Genomic DNA, 15,782 nt, shown 5'->3' on the forward strand with positions numbered 1-15,782 from the left:
AAAACGGGCGGAAAATGCGGCCCTCACCGGCAGGCAAGGGTGTTGTAATGTTCTCTTGTCAAAGCATAGCACTTGCAGGGGACCGGGGTGCCGTCGAATTTGTGGTATGCGGAGTCGTGGTCGTAGACGAAGCCTGCCCTGGTCATGACCTTGCCGCTGGCGGGATTCTCGAATGCGTGTGCACAGGCCAGCCAGTTACTGTCTGTATTTTTGAACCAGTATTCTACAACTGCGCGGAGGGCTTCGGTGGTAAACCCTTTGTTCCACCACGCTCTGCCGATGCAGTAGCCCACTTCCCACACGCCGTTCGTGTGGTCGAAACCGGGCCAGGGGTCACGCTCCAGTTCGGCGGAACTGGATGTGAAAATACTGATGGACCCAAACACCTGCCCGGTGGCCTTTTCCACAATGCCCCACTGGTAGTAATCTCCATTCGGGTAGAGCAGTGCCCATGCGGTCAGCAGTTCGCGGGTCTCTTCGGCGTTTTTGTGCGGCTCCCACCGCAGGTATTTGGTCACCTGCGGGTCGTTGGCCCAGTTCGTGTACATCATCCCGGCGTCCTCCGGGGTCAGGCGGCGCAAGATCAGCCGCTCCGTTTCGATCTCCTGTGTGCCTGCATGGCGCATGGTTCTTCCACTCCCATCCATAAAAGTTACGCATAGGATAGCACAAAATTGCCCCCGGTGCAAGCAAAACCGTCCCATGCGCCGAAAAAATGCTTGACAAGGGCGAAAACTTCATTAAACTGAAGAAAGAACGAAAAAATCCCCGAAGGATCGGGGAGAGGGTTCAATGAGGTGCAAGATCGGTCTTCAGGATGGATTCCCAACTGCTTTTGCCGTAAAGGAACCGAAGGATATGGACGGTCTGTGCAGCTTCATCGACCTGATAAAAGGCCAGGTAGCTTTGCACAGGCACAAACCGGATGCCAAGGCTGGCCAGAAATGGGTCACGGACAACGGGATAGCGTTTGGGAAAAGTGGAAAGCTGTGCCAGCTTCTTTTCGGCGGTATCGACAAGAACATCGGCAGCCAATGGATTTTTCAGAGTAAGGTCAATATAGTCGAATGACTCTCCCAAGTCCTGGCCGGCCTTGTCGGTTACATGGACGAAATAATTCATCGGAAATTCCTCCGGCTGCGCAGATCGGAAATAACATCTTCCAGTGGGCGCGTCCGCCCGGCGGCGACATCGTCAAGACCTTCCTGAAGTTTGCCGTATAATTCAAAACGGCCGACCATCTCTTCGTAGGTCTCGATGCTCATCACGGCCAGATCTCCCTTGCCGTTTTTCGTGATGAACACGGGTTCGGCATAGGTGTGGCAGAACGTGGAAATATCGTTGTAGTTGTTGCGCAGGTCTGCGCTGGAACGGATCTTGGGCATAGAATACACCTCCCTTATAACAAAATTATATCTGAATTTTTGTACAAAAGCAAGCGAAATAGGAAAAAGAGGCTTTTATATGAACGATATTCGAGAATTCTTATCCCGCAGGCCGCTGCTGTTCGATGGCGGCATGGGTACCTATTATAAAGCGGCACCGGGCATTGAGTGCGAGCGGGCAAACCAGACCGACCCGGCCGGGGTGCAGGCAGTCCACCGGGAATATCTGGAAGCCGGGGCGGATGCCATCAAGACCAATACCTTCGGCCTGCCCCGGATGGCGGCGGCGCATACGCCGGGCTGGGAAGCGCTGGCCGAAGCGGGCTGGAAGCTGGCCGAGGCGGCAGCGGCGCCGGCCGGAGCCTTCGTGTTTGCAGACCTTGGCCCGGCTCCGGAGACCGAAGCGCTCCCGGCGGCGCAGGTCTACACGGCAGTGGCCGAGCAGTTCCGGAAGCTGGGGGCAAAGAACTTCCTGTTCGAGACGCTGAGCTCGGATGCAGGCATTCTGGAGGCTGTGCGCACACTCAAGGCCGCGGAGCCGGACACCTTTGTGCTCGTCTCGTTTGCGGTGCTGCCGGACGGCTACACCCGCGAAGGTCTGTATTGCAAAGACCTTGTCCGCCGGATGAGCGAGAGCGGCTGCGTGGATGCGGTGGGCCTGAACTGTGTGTCGGCCCCCGGCGCGATGCGCACGCTGGCCCGGAGCCTGAGCAGTGCACTGCCGCTGTCGGTGATGCCGAATGCGGGCTACCCGGTCGTGACCCGGACGCAGGTGCGGTATCAGGGCAAGCCGGAATATTTTGCGCAAGAACTGAGCGGGCTGGCGGCAGACGGCGTGGTCCGCATTCTGGGCGGCTGCTGCGGCACGACACCGGCCCACATCGCGGCCCTGCGGGCTGCGTTGGACGCCCTGCCCGAAACGGCGGCTCCGGCGCGGACGAAAGAATTTTCCACACCGGAGGCAAAACCGGTGGAAAACGAGGACGCCTTCCTGTGCAAGCTGAACGCGGGCGAAAAGGTCATTGCCATTGAGCTGGACTCCCCCCGCAATGCAGACCTGACGGCTTATCTGGAGGGGGCACGGAAGCTGCAGGCGGCGGGCGCAGACCTGCTGACCATTGCGGACTGCCCCATCGCGCAGGCCCGGATGGATTCCTCACTGGTGGCCTGCCGGGTGCACCGAGAGCTGGGGATGTGCACCCTGCCCCACATGACCTGCCGGGACCGCAACCTGAACGCCACCAAGGCGCTGCTGCTGGGGCTGTATGCCGAGGGAGTGCGGGAGGTGCTGGCCATCACCGGCGACCCCATCCCCACGGCGGAGCGGGACGAGGTGAAGAACGTCTATCAGTTCAACTCCCGCAAGCTGGCGCAGTACATCGTCTCGCTGGCAGGCGAGGGACGCGAGATGCCGTCGGCGATGACCGTCTTTGGTGCGCTGAACCTGAATGCCCGCAACTTTGAAGTGGAACTGCGCCGGGCGGGTGAGAAGCTGGAACACGGCATGTCCGGATTCCTGACCCAGCCGGTGCTGTCCGGGCAGGCGGTGGAGAACCTCCGCCATGCGCGGGAGGTGCTGGGCAGCCGGGCCAGGATCCTGGCGGGCATCATGCCGGTGGTCAGCCAGCGGAACGCCGTCTTCATGGAGAACGAGATCAACGGCATCCATGTGGAGGAGGACATCATCCGGCAGTTTGCCGGGCTGGACCGCGCCCAGGGCGAGGAGCTGGGCCTTGCCATCTCGCTGAAGATGGCGCGGGAGGCCCTGCCCTATGCCGACGGCTTTTATCTGATGACTCCCTTCAACCGGGTCGCCCTGATGGAACGGCTCATCGCCCGGCTCCGCACCGAGGTGCTGCAGGAGTCCTGAAGAGGGAAACGGCAAAACGATTCGATGAAAGGAGCGACAGTCTATGGCAGAACCGACCATCAGCATCATTGTCCCGGTCTATAAAACGGAAGCCTACCTCGAAAAATGTGTGGATTCCATTCTGACGCAGACCTTCCGGGACTTTGAACTCCTTCTCATAGACGACGGCTCCCCGGACAACTGCCCGGCGCTGTGCGAGGAAGCAGCAGCGCGCGACCCGCGCATCCGGGTCATCCACCAGAAGAACGCCGGACTTTCCGCTGCGCGGAACACCGGGGTGGAGGCTGCGCGCGGGGAATGGATCGGTTTTGTGGACAGCGATGACAGCATCGCCCCGGAGATGTACGAGACACTGCTCACCTACGCCCAGCGGGACGGGGCACAGATCGCGGTCTGCGATTACCTGCTGGTGACGGAAGCCGGAGAACCGCTTCCGTCGTCGTATCGTCTGGAGGAAGACAAGGTGCTCGACCGTGTGGGGGCGCTGGAACAGATGAACCGAGGCCACTTCAAAGTGGCATGGAACCGGCTGTACCGGCGGGAGCTCTTTGAAATGGTGCGCTTTCCGGTGGGGAAGATCCACGAGGATGAATACACGGCGCATCAGTTCTACTGGCAGTGTGAACGGATCACGATTGCAGCAAAGCCGCTGTATTTTTATGTGCAGCGGGGCGGCAGCATCATCCATACCGATTCGCCCCAGAAAACGATGGATCTGGCAGAAGGCATTTTCCAGCGGGCCTGCTTCGAGCAGGAGCAGCAGCTCACCAGGCTTGCCATAGAAGCAGCCAAGACGTCGATGCTGGTGTTTGCGCAGGCCCACAGGCGGAAGGACCTGCAGCCGGCGCAGCGGCGGTGGTGCGCAGAGATGCGCGGCCGGATGAACGCGCTGGCAAAGACCCTGCTGAAAAGCGGGAGCGGCTCGCGGGCCGACCGGATCAAGTTCCGGCTGTTCCTCTGTTCTCCAACGCTGTACCGCGCGGCGCTGTTGACCAAAAGCTGGATGAACAAGATCGGTTTCTGAAAAAAGAGATTGACAAAACGCCCAAAAACGGCTATATTCTTTGTATAAATGCAATGAAAAAGAGTGTGCATCGCAGGCAGCTTTCCAGAGAGCCGGGGCAGGTGAAAGCCGGTAAGTGTGCGGGGATGCGCTGTCGCTTTTGAGCAGAGGCGGGGAAATCAGTAGTCGCCTCCGGGCCTGTCCCACGTTATCGGGGCATCAAGGGGCACAAAAATGCAAGGCGCTTTTTGTGCAATTTGGGTGGTACCGCGGTGTAATTGATTTACAGCCGTCCCATGGAACGTTCCGTGGGGCGGCTTTTTTCGTCCCACGTCATCAACAGTTTGGGAGGAACCCCTATGAAAGAACTCGCAAAACAGTACGACCCCAGCCAGGTGGAAGACCGCATCTACCAGTTCTGGCTGGACGGCGGCTACTTCCACACGGAAGCAGACCCCGACAAGAAACCCTACACCATCGTGATGCCGCCGCCGAACGTGACCGGCCAGCTGCACATGGGCCATGCACTGGATAACACCATGCAGGATGTCCTCATCCGCACCAAGCGGATGCAGGGCTACGCTGCCCTGTGGGTGCCCGGCACCGACCATGCGTCCATCGCCACCGAGGCCAAGGTCGTGGAGGCCATGCGCGCCGAGGGTCTGACCAAGGAGATGGTCGGCCGCGACGGCTTTCTGGAGCGCGCCTGGGATTGGAAGACCAAGTACGGCAACCGCATCGTCAGCCAGCTGAAGAAGCTCGGCACCAGCTGCGACTGGCAGCGGGAACGCTTCACCATGGATGAGGGCTGCTCGGATGCCGTCAAGGAAGTGTTCGTCCGCCTGTACGACAAGCAGCTGATCTACCGCGGCAACCGCATGGTCAACTGGTGCCCGCACTGCAACACCTCCATCTCGGACGCTGAGGTCGAGTATGAGGAGAAGGACGGCAGCTTCTGGCACCTGCTCTACCCGGTCAAGGAGACCGGCGAGATGCTGGAGCTGGCCACCACCCGCCCGGAGACCATGCTGGGCGATACCGCCGTCGCTATCAACGGTGAGGACCCCCGCTATGCGCACCTGCACGGCTGCCATGTCATCCTGCCGCTGCTGAACAAGGAGATCCCCATCGTCTGCGACGAACACGCCGACATGACCAAGGGCACCGGTGTCGTCAAGATCACCCCGGCCCACGACCCCAACGACTTTGAGGTCGGCCTCCGCCACAACCTGCCCATCGTCCGCGTCTTCACCTACGACGGCCGCATGACCGGCGCTGCCGACAAGGCGGCGGCCGATGCCATCTTCGCCGCAGGCAAGAACACCGTGAACGAGCCGGAAGTGCTGGACTGCGGCAAGTATGCCGGTATGACCACCCTCGAAGCCCGCAAGGCCATCCTGGCCGACCTGAAGGAGGGTGGCTTCCTGAAGGAGATCGAGCCTCTGAAGCACGAGGTCGGCACCTGCTACCGCTGCCACTCCACCATCGAGCCGATGGTCTCCAAGCAGTGGTTCGTCAAGATGGAGCCGCTGGCAAAGCCCGCCATTGAAAGCGTGGAAAAGGGCGAGATCAAGTTCGTGCCGGAGCGCTTCACCAAGAACTATATGAACTGGATGAAGGGCACCCGCGACTGGTGCATCAGCCGCCAGCTGTGGTGGGGCCACCAGATCCCGGCGTATTACTGCGATGACTGCGGCGAGACCGTGGTCGCCAAGGACGCCCCCTGCACCTGCCCCAAGTGCGGCGGCAGCAAGTTCACCCAGGACCCGGATACTCTGGATACCTGGTTCTCCTCTGCACTGTGGCCCTTCAGCACACTGGGCTGGCCCGATGAGGACAGCGCCGACCTGAAGTATTTCTACCCCACCAACACCCTCGTTACCGGCTACGACATCATCGGGTTCTGGGTCAGCCGCATGATCTTCTCCGGCCTGGCCTATACCGGCAAGGCACCGTTCGACACCGTCTGCATCCACGGCATCGTCCGCGACAGCCAGGGCCGCAAGATGTCCAAGAGCCTGGGCAACGGCATCGACCCGCTGGAGGTCATCGCCAAGTACGGCGCGGACGCCCTGCGCTTTATGCTGCTGGACGGCTCCACCCCCGGCAACGATATGCGTTACAGCGAGAAGAAGGTGGAGGCTGCCCGCAACTTTGCAAACAAGCTGTGGAACGCCACCCGCTTCGTGCTGATGAACCTGCCCGAAGACTTTGCGCCGGGCCTGCCCGCCGACGACCGGCTGGACATGAGCGACAAGTGGGTCCTGACCAAACTGAACCAGGTGGCCGGTGCCATGACCGACAACCTCGACCACTACGAGATGGGTCTGGCCGCTGCCAAGATCAACAGCTTCATCTGGGATGTCTATTGCGACTGGTTCATTGAGATCGCAAAGCCCCGCCTGAACTCCGGCGATGCCGAGCAGGCTGACACCGCCCGCCGTGTGCTGGTGTATGTGCTGGACAAGGCCCTCAAGCTGCTGCACCCCTTCATGCCCTTCGTCACCGAGGAGCTGTATCAGGCGCTGCCCGGCTCTGCCGAGACCATCATGACCCAGGCCTGGCCGACCGTGGACGAGGCCCACAACTGGCCGGAGGAAGAGGAAGCCTTTGAGAAGGTCATGGACTACATCAAGGCGGTGCGTACCATGCGCACCGAGATGAACGTCCACCCCGCCAAGAAGACCAGCATGATCATCGAGACCGCCGATGCGACCCCGTTCCAGAACGCACAGGTCTATCTGGCAAAGTTCGCTTTTGCCACCGAGGTGACCTTCACCGCCAAGTACGAGGGCAGCACCGACGGCATGGTGCAGGTCTCCACCCACGCGGCCCGCGGCTTTATCCCCATGATGGAGCTGATCGACCGCGAGAAGGAGCTGGCCCGCCTGAACAAGGAAAAGGCCAAGGCCGAAAAGGAACTGGCCATGTTCGAAAACCAGCTCAACAACCCCAAGTTCGTGGAGCGCGCCCCGGCGGCTCTGGTCGAGGATATCCGTGCAAAGCACGCAAAGAGCCAGGATAAGCTGGCCAACATCGAACAGAGCATCCAGGCGCTGGGTTAAATACAATGGCAGAAACATCAAATCGCACCTCGCCCTGGCTCATCGCCTGGCGGGTCATCTTCACCTTTGCGCTCATCGGCTGCATCGTCTTCATCTTCTCGAACTCGATGCAGGTAGCAACCGTCTCCGAGGGAGCCAGCGGACGGGTGCTGGACTTCATGCAGAAGGTTCTGCGCAAGCTGGGCATGCCCGGCGCGGCAAACCATCTCACGATGCACATCATCCGCAAGCTGGCGCACTTCTCGGAATATCTGCTGGAGGGCTTCCTGTTCATGCTCTGCCTGCGGGTCTACACCAAACATGTGCTCAAGCATGTCTCGTGGCCTATCCTGGGCGGCCTGCTCACGGCGCTGACCGATGAGACCATCCAGCTGTTCGTGCCGGGGCGCAGCAGCCAGGTGACAGACGTCTGGATCGATTTTTCCGGCGTGATGACCGGCCTCATCGTGGGGCTGATCCTGCTGGGGCTCATCCGGATGTGCATCCTGCTCTATAAACATCGAAACGAGGATTGACGCAATGACCATCGAACAGGCAAATCAATATTTTGCTGCTCTGCCGGAGGGGTTCGCCCCGGCGGAAGAACTGCGCGCAGCGCTGCCCGCAGCGGCGCAGCAGGTGGCCTATGTGGGTGTGGCCGGCACGGCGGGCAAGACCGCTGCCGCCGCCCTGACGGCAGCCGTGCTTCAGGCCGCCGGTTTCGTCACCGGCCTGTACCGTGCAGGCTGCGAGCCGCTGGAACAGCGGGTCCGCATCAACGGCGAGCCGGTGGCAGATGCCCTGCTCTGCGCCGCAGCGGAAACGCTGAGCCGTGCAAAGCCGCTGCCCCGCGCAGCGGCAGAGCTGGCCGCAGCAGCCGTCTGCTTTGGGGCTGCGGGCTGCAGGCTGGCGGTGGTGGAGCTGCCGGATGCCGGTCTGGCCGAAGCGCTCTCCCACATGCCGGTCTGCGTGGTGACCTCCATCGGCCCGGACGGCGTGAGCCGCTCGGTGGAGCGTTCGGCGGCTCTGGCTGCGGGCGTCATGCGGGAAGGTGCCATCTGCGTCACCGCACCGGAGCAGCCCAAGGCCGCGTTGAGCGAGCTCATCGTGGCGGCTGGCCGCGAGGACTGTGAACTGGTCGTGCCGGACCCGGACGACATCACCTTCCTCGAAGCCGAGAAATTCACAAGCAGGGTGGATTACGGCGGCTACACCGTGCCGCTGGCCTTTCTGGGCCGTCATGCGGCGGGCAGCGCGGCCATTGCAGTCGAGACGGCGCTGGCCCTCTGCAAAAAGGGCCTCGACATCCCGGACGAAGCGATCCTCGAAGGCCTTGCTGCCGTCGAGAACCGCAGCAGCATCCGGGTGCTGTCGCAGCGCCCGCTCATCATTCTGGACGCCTGCCGCACCCCGCAGCAGGCCATGGCCCTGCTCCGCGTCCTCAATATGGCCAAGGTGCGCCATCTGAGCGCCGTCATCGGCCTGACCGAGGAAGAAGGCGCTGAGGCGTTCTTCACCGCGCTGGAGACCGGTCTGACCCCGGATGAGCAGAAGAAGGACAAACAGTCCATGCCCGGCATGAGTGACAGCCCCTTTGATAAGGTGTTCCTCGTCACGCCGCAGGGCATCGACGACGCCCTGACCGAGCGCCTGCTGGAAAAGGCTCGGTATCACTTCGACGCTGAGCGCTGCACGAGCCTGGACGAAGCCATCGGTCTGGCCAGAGCCAACAGCCGCCGCGGTCTTCTGATCTGCGGCAGCGAAGCCATCGCGCTGGAAGCCGAACAGAAGCTGGAAGCCCGCTGAGCGACACCATTTTCTAAAATCTACCCCGAAGAGCCTGTACACTGAAGCTGTGTACAGGCTCTTTTTTATGCCATCAAGGAGTTGATAACATGGCGACTGTGACCTTCAGCGCGGCGGACGATCTGCTCTATGCCTATCTGGCGGGCGAGATCGACCACGATGCCGCGCAGGACCTGCGCATCCAATTGGACGATGCGCTGCTCACACGCACACCTCACACGCTGGTGCTGGATCTGGGCGGGGTGGGCTTTATGGATTCGTCCGGCGTGGGGCTCATTCTGGGGCGGCAGCGCTGTGCGCGGAGCCTCGGCGGGACCCTGCGCATCCAGCACGCCCCGGAACAGCTGCGCCGTGTGCTGCGGCTTGCGGGCATTCCGTGCGCGGACGAGCCCGGCCGGGAAGAACAGGAGGAATGAGGATGAAAGCGGAAAACACCACAAAAATTCAATTTGACTCTCTCAGCGTCAACGAGGCCTATGCCCGCGGCGCAGCGGCGGCCTTTCTGGCCCGGTACGACCCCACCGTGCCCCAGCTGGCAGACCTGAAGACGGCCGTGTCCGAGGCGGTCACCAACTGCATCGTTCACGCCTACCCGGACCGGGTCGGCCCGATCGTGATGACACTGGCGGTCTATCCGGGGCGGCTGGTGAAGATCACGGTGGCAGACAGGGGCGTCGGCATTCCGGATATCCCCAAGGCGATGGAGCCGCTGTTCACCACCGGAAACCCCGAAGAGCGGTCCGGCCTTGGCTTCGCGGTCATGCAGAGCTTTATGGATAAGGTGCGGGTCAGCTCCACACCGGGGCACGGCACCCGCGTCACCCTGACCAAGCGACTGGAGGAAAAGCCCTCTACATAAAAAAGAAAACGAGGGGATACGATGGTAACGGACAAGACCCGGCGCAGTGAATTTATCGAACAGAACCTGGGGCTGGTGCATTCCTGCGCCGGACGCTTCCGGGGGCGCGGCATCGAATACGACGACCTTTACAGCGCAGGCTGCATGGGGCTCGTCAAAGCCTGCGATGCCTTTGACCCGGAGCGCGGCGTCTGCTTTTCCACCTACGCGGTGCCGGTCATCCTCGGCGAGATCAAAAAGCTGTTCCGGGATGGGGGCACGGTCAAGGTGAGCCGGTCACTGAAAGAACTGAATCTGCGGATCAACGCAGCGCGGGAGCATCACCGGAAGCTCTGCGGCACCGAGCCGACGCTTTCGCAGCTGGCGGAAGAGCTGGGGGAGAGCGTGGAGAACATCACACTGGCCGTTCAGGCAGCGCAGCCTGTCATGAGCCTGACGCCGGAGAATCGGGATGAACCGGACCGCCAGATCGACATCCCGGTAGAATCGCCCGAAGAGGCGCTGGCGGATAAAATCGGTCTGGCAGAGGTCCTGGGGACGCTGCCGGAGGAAGACCAGCGCCTCATCCGACTGCGCTTTTATGCGAACCGCACCCAGAGCGAAACGGCAAAGATCCTGCACACCACCCAGGTGCAGATCTCCCGGCGGGAGCGCAAGCTCCTCAAGCTGATGCGGGCAAAATTGCTGGAAGAGTAAGAAAATTGGATTTTCTTGAAAAAAGTTGAAAAAAGGGCTTGCTTTTTGTCCGGGGATGTGCTAAAATACATTACTGTCAGGCGGACGTCTGACAGACAAATCTCAACAAAAACGGATGAAAAAGTACGAAGTTCCACGAGTTCTTCCAAGAAATTCAAAAACTTCTGAAAGAGTGCTTGACATTCAAAACCAAATCTGGTAGAATATTTAAGCTATCAGCCGCTGAGGTTGAGAGACAGGACCTTGAAAATTGAACAATATCGAAAAACTTGTAACGGAACCTATTTTCGTGTTGGAAAAACACGGTAAACAATTCCAAACAAAGTAATTCACACAGGACGCAAGCGATTGCGTGCTGAGCGAAGAAGATTTAACACTTTTTAAGTGATAAATATCATTTATAAAGAGTTTGATCCTGGCTCAGGACGAACGCTGGCGGCGCGCCTAACACATGCAAGTCGAACGAGAGAGAAGGAGCTTGCTTCTTCGATCGAGTGGCGAACGGGTGAGTAACGCGTGAGGAACCTGCCTCAAAGAGGGGGACAACAGTTGGAAACGACTGCTAATACCGCATAAGCCCACAGGTCGGCATCGACCAGAGGGAAAAGGAGCAATCCGCTTTGAGATGGCCTCGCGTCCGATTAGCTAGTTGGTGAGGTAATGGCCCACCAAGGCGACGATCGGTAGCCGGACTGAGAGGTTGAACGGCCACATTGGGACTGAGACACGGCCCAGACTCCTACGGGAGGCAGCAGTGGGGAATATTGCACAATGGGGGAAACCCTGATGCAGCGACGCCGCGTGGAGGAAGAAGGTCTTCGGATTGTAAACTCCTGTTGTTGAGGAAGATAATGACGGTACTCAACAAGGAAGTGACGGCTAACTACGTGCCAGCAGCCGCGGTAAAACGTAGGTCACAAGCGTTGTCCGGAATTACTGGGTGTAAAGGGAGCGCAGGCGGGAAGACAAGTTGGAAGTGAAATCCATGGGCTCAACCCATGAACTGCTTTCAAAACTGTTTTTCTTGAGTAGTGCAGAGGTAGGCGGAATTCCCGGTGTAGCGGTGGAATGCGTAGATATCGGGAGGAACACCAGTGGCGAAGGCGGCCTACTGGGCACCAACTGACGCTGAGGCTCGAAAGTGTGGGTAGCAAACAGGATTAGATACCCTGGTAGTCCACACCGTAAACGATGATTACTAGGTGTTGGAGGATTGACCCCTTCAGTGCCGCAGTTAACACAATAAGTAATCCACCTGGGGAGTACGACCGCAAGGTTGAAACTCAAAGGAATTGACGGGGGCCCGCACAAGCAGTGGAGTATGTGGTTTAATTCGACGCAACGCGAAGAACCTTACCAAGTCTTGACATCCTGCGACGGACATAGAAATATGTCTTTCCTTCGGGACGCAGAGACAGGTGGTGCATGGTTGTCGTCAGCTCGTGTCGTGAGATGTTGGGTTAAGTCCCGCAACGAGCGCAACCCTTATGGTCAGTTACTACGCAAGAGGACTCTGGCCAGACTGCCGTTGACAAAACGGAGGAAGGTGGGGATGACGTCAAATCATCATGCCCTTTATGACTTGGGCTACACACGTACTACAATGGCGTTAAACAAAGAGAAGCAAGACCGCGAGGTGGAGCAAAACTCAGAAACAACGTCCCAGTTCGGACTGCAGGCTGCAACTCGCCTGCACGAAGTCGGAATTGCTAGTAATCGTGGATCAGCATGCCACGGTGAATACGTTCCCGGGCCTTGTACACACCGCCCGTCACACCATGAGAGCCGGGGGGACCCGAAGTCGGTAGTCTAACCGCAAGGAGGACGCCGCCGAAGGTAAAACTGGTGATTGGGGTGAAGTCGTAACAAGGTAGCCGTAGGAGAACCTGCGGCTGGATCACCTCCTTTCTAAGGAGTCAGGCAGGAAGGAAGCATCGAAGATGGTTTCTTTCTGGAACAGGTGACAGAGACAAGTAGAGTAGATATTGTTCGATTTTGAGGGCCCTGAAAAGGGGTTACTCAAAACCTTATGTGGGGGTTTAGCTCAGCTGGGAGAGCACCTGCTTTGCAAGCAGGGGGTCAAGGGTTCGATTCCCTTAATCTCCACCACATGGGCCAATAGCTCAGCTGGCTAGAGCACACGACTGATAATCGTGAGGTCGATGGTTCGAGTCCATTTTGGCCCACCATGTGATGAAAATCGAAGTTTCAGGAAACTGGGCTTTGAGGGACATCACCAAGACGTACCTTGAAAACTGAATAATAACTGCGAAACAAAGATTATAGTAAGTTCTTTTTAAGAAATATTACAATTTCAAAAGGAAGGGTAACATAATCTTCGTTGGCAAGAGAGAATCAAGAGGATACCAAATGTTCTTGAAAGAACGTTTGAAAGGTCAAGCGAACAAGGGCGCAGGGCGAATGCCTTGGCACTGGGAGCCGATGAAAGACGTGATAAGCTGCGATAAGCTTCGGGGAGCTGCAAATAAGCATTGATCCGGAGATTTCTGAATGAGGAAACTCACCTGGGTTCATACTCAGGTACGATCTACTGAACTTCAAAATAGGTAGATCGAGGGAACCGCCTGAACTGAAACATCTAAGTAGGGCGAGGAAGAGACATCAAACGAGATTCCGTAAGTAGTGGCGAGCGAACGCGGAAGAGGGCAAACCGGGAGTCGAAAGACTTCCGGGGTACGGACTGCATTTAAGACTTGAGTTGTTAACCGAACGGCATGGGAAGGCCGGTCAGAGAGTGTGAGAACCACGTAGGTGAAAACGACAAGAGCTGAGCAAGTTCCAGAGTACGGCCAGACACGTGAAACCTGGTCGGAAGATGGGGGGACCACCCTCCAACCCTAAATACTACCCAGTGACCGATAGCGTATAGTACTGTGAAGGAAAGGTGAAAAGCACCCCGGGAGGGGAGTGAAAAAGAACCTGAAACCCTGTGCCTACAAGCACCTAGAGCACGTCAAAGTGTGATAGGGTACTTTTTGTAGAACGGTCCGGCGAGCGATTGTATGCAGCAAGGTTAAGGTCTTCAGGACTGGAGCCGAAGCGAAAGCGAGTTTGAAAAGGGCGTTAAGTTGCATACAATGGGCCCGAAACCGGGTGACCTACCCATGGTCAGGTTGAAGTGGAAGTAAAATTCCATGGAGGACCGAACCGACCTCCGTTGAAAAGGCGGCGGATGAACTGTGGGTAGCGGAGAAATTCCAATCGAACCCGGAGATAGCTGGTTCTCCCCGAAATAGTTTTAGGACTAGCCTCAGGTTAGATATCTGGAGGTAAAGCACTGAATAGCCTAGCGGCCGAGAGGTTAGCGAAGCTTATCAAACTCAGAATGCCAGAATATTGATGCCTGGGAGTCAGACAGTGTCAGATAAATGTCATTGTCAAAAGGGAAACAGCCCAGATCTACAGCTAAGGTCCCAAAGTCAGGTTAAGTGGAAAACGATGTGAAGATACGCAGACAACCAGGATGTTGGCTCAGAAGCAGCCACTCATTCAAAGAGTGCGTAATAGCTCACTGGTCGAGCGTCTTTGCGCGGAGAATTTAACGGGGCTAAACCTGGCACCGAAGCTTAGGCAATGTAGTAATACATTGGGTAGGGGAGCGTTGTATACGCGGCGAAACAGTAGCGCAAGCGGCTGTGGAGTGTATAGAAGTGAGAATGCCGGAATGAGTAGCGCGAATGCAGTGAGAATCTGCATGGCCGAAAGCCTCAGGTTTTTGGAGGAAGGTTCGTCCGCTCCAAGTTAGTCGGGAGCTAAGGTGAGGCCGAAAGGCGTAGCCGATGCACAGACGGTAGAGATTCCGTCACCACCAAAAGAGTTAAGCACAGGGACACATAAGAAGTCTCAGAGCCGGGTGTTGGTTCCGGTAGAGATCGAGGGAAAATAGTACCGAAGTCTGGGATGGAAGATGGCGAGAAAAGCTGTGTGGATTTCTGAGGTGCCCGTACCGCAAACCGACACAGGTAGGTAGGAAGAAGATTCTAAGGCCAACGGGAGAAGGGTTGTTAAGGAACTCGGCAAATTGACCCCGTAACTTCGGGAGAAGGGGTGCTCCAGAGATGGAGCCGCAGAGAATCGGCCCAAGCAACTGTTTACCAAAAACACAGGTTTGTGCTAAATCGAAAGATGACGTATACGAGCTGACGCCTGCCCGGTGCTGGAAGGTTAAGAGGAGATGTGCAAGCATTGAATCGAAGCCCCAGTGAACGGCGGCCGTAACTATAACGGTCCTAAGGTAGCGAAATTCCTTGTCAGGTAAGTTCTGACCCGCATGAAAGGCGTAATGATTTGGGCACTGTCTCAACAGCCCGCCCGGCGAAATTGTAGTACCGGTGAAGATGCCGGTTACCCGCGACAAGACGGAAAGACCCCATGGAGCTTTACTGTAGCCTAATATTGGGTTTCGATGTTGCATGCACAGGATAGATGGGACTCTGGGAAGTGATCGCTTTGGCGGTCATGGAGAGGACGTTGGGATACCATCCTTGCGATATTGGAATTCTAACCTGCGGCTCTGAATCGAGTCGGGGGACATTGTTAGGTGGGCAGTTTGACTGGGGCGGTCGCCTCCTAAAGAGTAACGGAGGCGTTCAAAGGTTCGCTCAGCTTGAACGGAAATCAAGCAAAAGAGTGCAAACGCAGAAGCGAGCCTAACTGCGAGACTGACGGGTCGAGCAGTAACGAAAGTTGGAGTTAGTGATCCGGTGGTATGTGAGTGGAAATGCCATCGCTCAACGGATAAAAGTTACCCTGGGGATAACAGGCTGATCTCCCCCAAGAGTCCACATCGACGGGGAGGTTTGGCACCTCGATGTCGGCTCATCGCATCCTGGGGCTGTATTCGGTCCCAAGGGTTTGGCTGTTCGCCAATTAAAGCGGTACGCGAGCTGGGTTCAGAACGTCGTGAGACAGTTCGGTCCCTATCTGTCGTGGGCGCAGGATATTTGATGGGAGCTGTCCCTAGTACGAGAGGACCGGGACGGACGTACCTCTGGCGCACCAGTTGTTCCGCCAGGAGCATAGCTGGGCAACTACGTACGGATCGGATAAACGCTGAAAGCATCTAAGCGTGAAGCCGACCCAAAGATAAGATATCCCA

Annotated in this window: 11 protein-coding genes, 2 tRNA genes, 2 rRNA genes and 1 other annotated feature; of the genes, 12 read left to right on the forward strand and 3 right to left on the reverse strand. The window is 57.9% G+C overall.

Features of this window, described 5'->3' with window-relative positions; genetic code table 11:
* Window positions 1–23: 23 nt before the first annotated feature.
* From DWY95_RS04350 to DWY95_RS04360, 3 genes are all read right to left on the reverse strand, one after another.
* The gene (locus tag DWY95_RS04350) at window positions 24–626 is read right to left on the reverse strand and encodes a GNAT family N-acetyltransferase (protein ID WP_118552521.1); all 603 of its coding nucleotides are present in this window, start codon (window positions 624–626) and stop codon (window positions 24–26) included.
* A 163-nt stretch (window positions 627–789) separates the two neighbouring features.
* Complete coding sequence (locus tag DWY95_RS04355) at window positions 790–1,122, reverse strand: type II toxin-antitoxin system RelE/ParE family toxin (protein WP_118552522.1); 333 nt, start codon at window positions 1,120–1,122, stop codon at window positions 790–792.
* Window positions 1,119–1,385, reverse strand: coding sequence for a type II toxin-antitoxin system prevent-host-death family antitoxin (locus tag DWY95_RS04360; RefSeq protein ID WP_097791698.1), 267 nt, complete (start codon window positions 1,383–1,385; stop codon window positions 1,119–1,121). The genes DWY95_RS04355 and DWY95_RS04360 overlap by 4 nt, the downstream gene beginning before the upstream one ends.
* 79 nt (window positions 1,386–1,464) lie before the next feature.
* Between DWY95_RS04360 and DWY95_RS04365 the strand changes: the two genes are divergently transcribed.
* The 12 genes from DWY95_RS04365 to DWY95_RS04420 all read left to right on the forward strand — a co-directional run.
* Entirely contained in the window at window positions 1,465–3,255 is a 1,791-nt protein-coding gene (locus DWY95_RS04365) for a bifunctional homocysteine S-methyltransferase/methylenetetrahydrofolate reductase (protein ID WP_118552523.1), read from the forward strand.
* Between the two features lie 43 nt (window positions 3,256–3,298).
* Window positions 3,299–4,279, forward strand: a complete 981-nt coding sequence (locus DWY95_RS04370; RefSeq protein WP_118552524.1) for a glycosyltransferase — start codon at window positions 3,299–3,301, stop codon at window positions 4,277–4,279.
* 44 nt (window positions 4,280–4,323) lie between these two features.
* Window positions 4,324–4,558: a binding site (T-box leader), on the forward strand.
* 59 nt (window positions 4,559–4,617) lie between these two features.
* Window positions 4,618–7,323, forward strand: a complete 2,706-nt coding sequence (locus DWY95_RS04375; protein WP_118552525.1) for a valine--tRNA ligase — start codon at window positions 4,618–4,620, stop codon at window positions 7,321–7,323.
* Window positions 7,324–7,328: 5 nt separating this feature from the next.
* A complete protein-coding gene (locus tag DWY95_RS04380) occupies window positions 7,329–7,838 on the forward strand; it encodes a VanZ family protein (RefSeq protein WP_097791702.1) in 510 nt (169 codons plus the stop codon).
* Between the two features lie 4 nt (window positions 7,839–7,842).
* Entirely contained in the window at window positions 7,843–9,108 is a 1,266-nt protein-coding gene (locus tag DWY95_RS04385) for a folylpolyglutamate synthase (RefSeq protein ID WP_118552526.1), read from the forward strand.
* Between the two features lie 89 nt (window positions 9,109–9,197).
* The gene (locus DWY95_RS04390; protein ID WP_097791704.1) at window positions 9,198–9,524 is read left to right on the forward strand and encodes an STAS domain-containing protein; all 327 of its coding nucleotides are present in this window, start codon (window positions 9,198–9,200) and stop codon (window positions 9,522–9,524) included.
* Between the two features lie 2 nt (window positions 9,525–9,526).
* On the forward strand, window positions 9,527–9,967 hold the full coding sequence (gene spoIIAB / locus DWY95_RS04395; protein WP_097791705.1) for an anti-sigma F factor: 441 nt from the start codon (window positions 9,527–9,529) through the stop codon (window positions 9,965–9,967).
* Window positions 9,968–9,988: 21 nt separating this feature from the next.
* On the forward strand, window positions 9,989–10,663 hold the full coding sequence (locus DWY95_RS04400; protein WP_097791706.1) for a sigma-70 family RNA polymerase sigma factor: 675 nt from the start codon (window positions 9,989–9,991) through the stop codon (window positions 10,661–10,663).
* Window positions 10,664–11,060: 397 nt separating this feature from the next.
* Window positions 11,061–12,571: ribosomal RNA gene (locus DWY95_RS04405) — 16S ribosomal RNA — on the forward strand.
* A gap of 125 nt (window positions 12,572–12,696) precedes the next feature.
* A tRNA-Ala gene (locus DWY95_RS04410) sits at window positions 12,697–12,772 on the forward strand.
* 3 nt (window positions 12,773–12,775) lie between these two features.
* Window positions 12,776–12,852, forward strand: a tRNA-Ile gene (locus DWY95_RS04415).
* A gap of 205 nt (window positions 12,853–13,057) precedes the next feature.
* Window positions 13,058–15,782 (forward strand): 23S ribosomal RNA (locus tag DWY95_RS04420); the annotation flags it as partial.

This window comes from Faecalibacterium sp. AF28-13AC, from assembly GCF_003478405.1.
GTDB classification, from domain to species: domain Bacteria; phylum Bacillota; class Clostridia; order Oscillospirales; family Ruminococcaceae; genus Faecalibacterium; species Faecalibacterium prausnitzii_E.

Excerpts from the sequence above, each read along its gene's own strand:
- DWY95_RS04350 (WP_118552521.1), bottom strand. The coding sequence starts at position 626 with ATGCGCCATGCAGGCACACAGGAGATCGAAACGGAGCGGCTGATCTTG.
- DWY95_RS04355 (WP_118552522.1), bottom strand. The coding sequence starts at position 1,122 with ATGAATTATTTCGTCCATGTAACCGACAAGGCCGGCCAGGACTTGGGA.
- DWY95_RS04360 (WP_097791698.1), bottom strand. The coding sequence starts at position 1,385 with ATGCCCAAGATCCGTTCCAGCGCAGACCTGCGCAACAACTACAACGAT.
- DWY95_RS04365 (WP_118552523.1), top strand. The coding sequence starts at position 1,465 with ATGAACGATATTCGAGAATTCTTATCCCGCAGGCCGCTGCTGTTCGAT.
- DWY95_RS04370 (WP_118552524.1), top strand. The coding sequence starts at position 3,299 with ATGGCAGAACCGACCATCAGCATCATTGTCCCGGTCTATAAAACGGAA.
- DWY95_RS04375 (WP_118552525.1), top strand. The coding sequence starts at position 4,618 with ATGAAAGAACTCGCAAAACAGTACGACCCCAGCCAGGTGGAAGACCGC.
- DWY95_RS04380 (WP_097791702.1), top strand. The coding sequence starts at position 7,329 with ATGGCAGAAACATCAAATCGCACCTCGCCCTGGCTCATCGCCTGGCGG.
- DWY95_RS04385 (WP_118552526.1), top strand. The coding sequence starts at position 7,843 with ATGACCATCGAACAGGCAAATCAATATTTTGCTGCTCTGCCGGAGGGG.
- DWY95_RS04390 (WP_097791704.1), top strand. The coding sequence starts at position 9,198 with ATGGCGACTGTGACCTTCAGCGCGGCGGACGATCTGCTCTATGCCTAT.
- spoIIAB (WP_097791705.1), top strand. The coding sequence starts at position 9,527 with ATGAAAGCGGAAAACACCACAAAAATTCAATTTGACTCTCTCAGCGTC.
- DWY95_RS04400 (WP_097791706.1), top strand. The coding sequence starts at position 9,989 with ATGGTAACGGACAAGACCCGGCGCAGTGAATTTATCGAACAGAACCTG.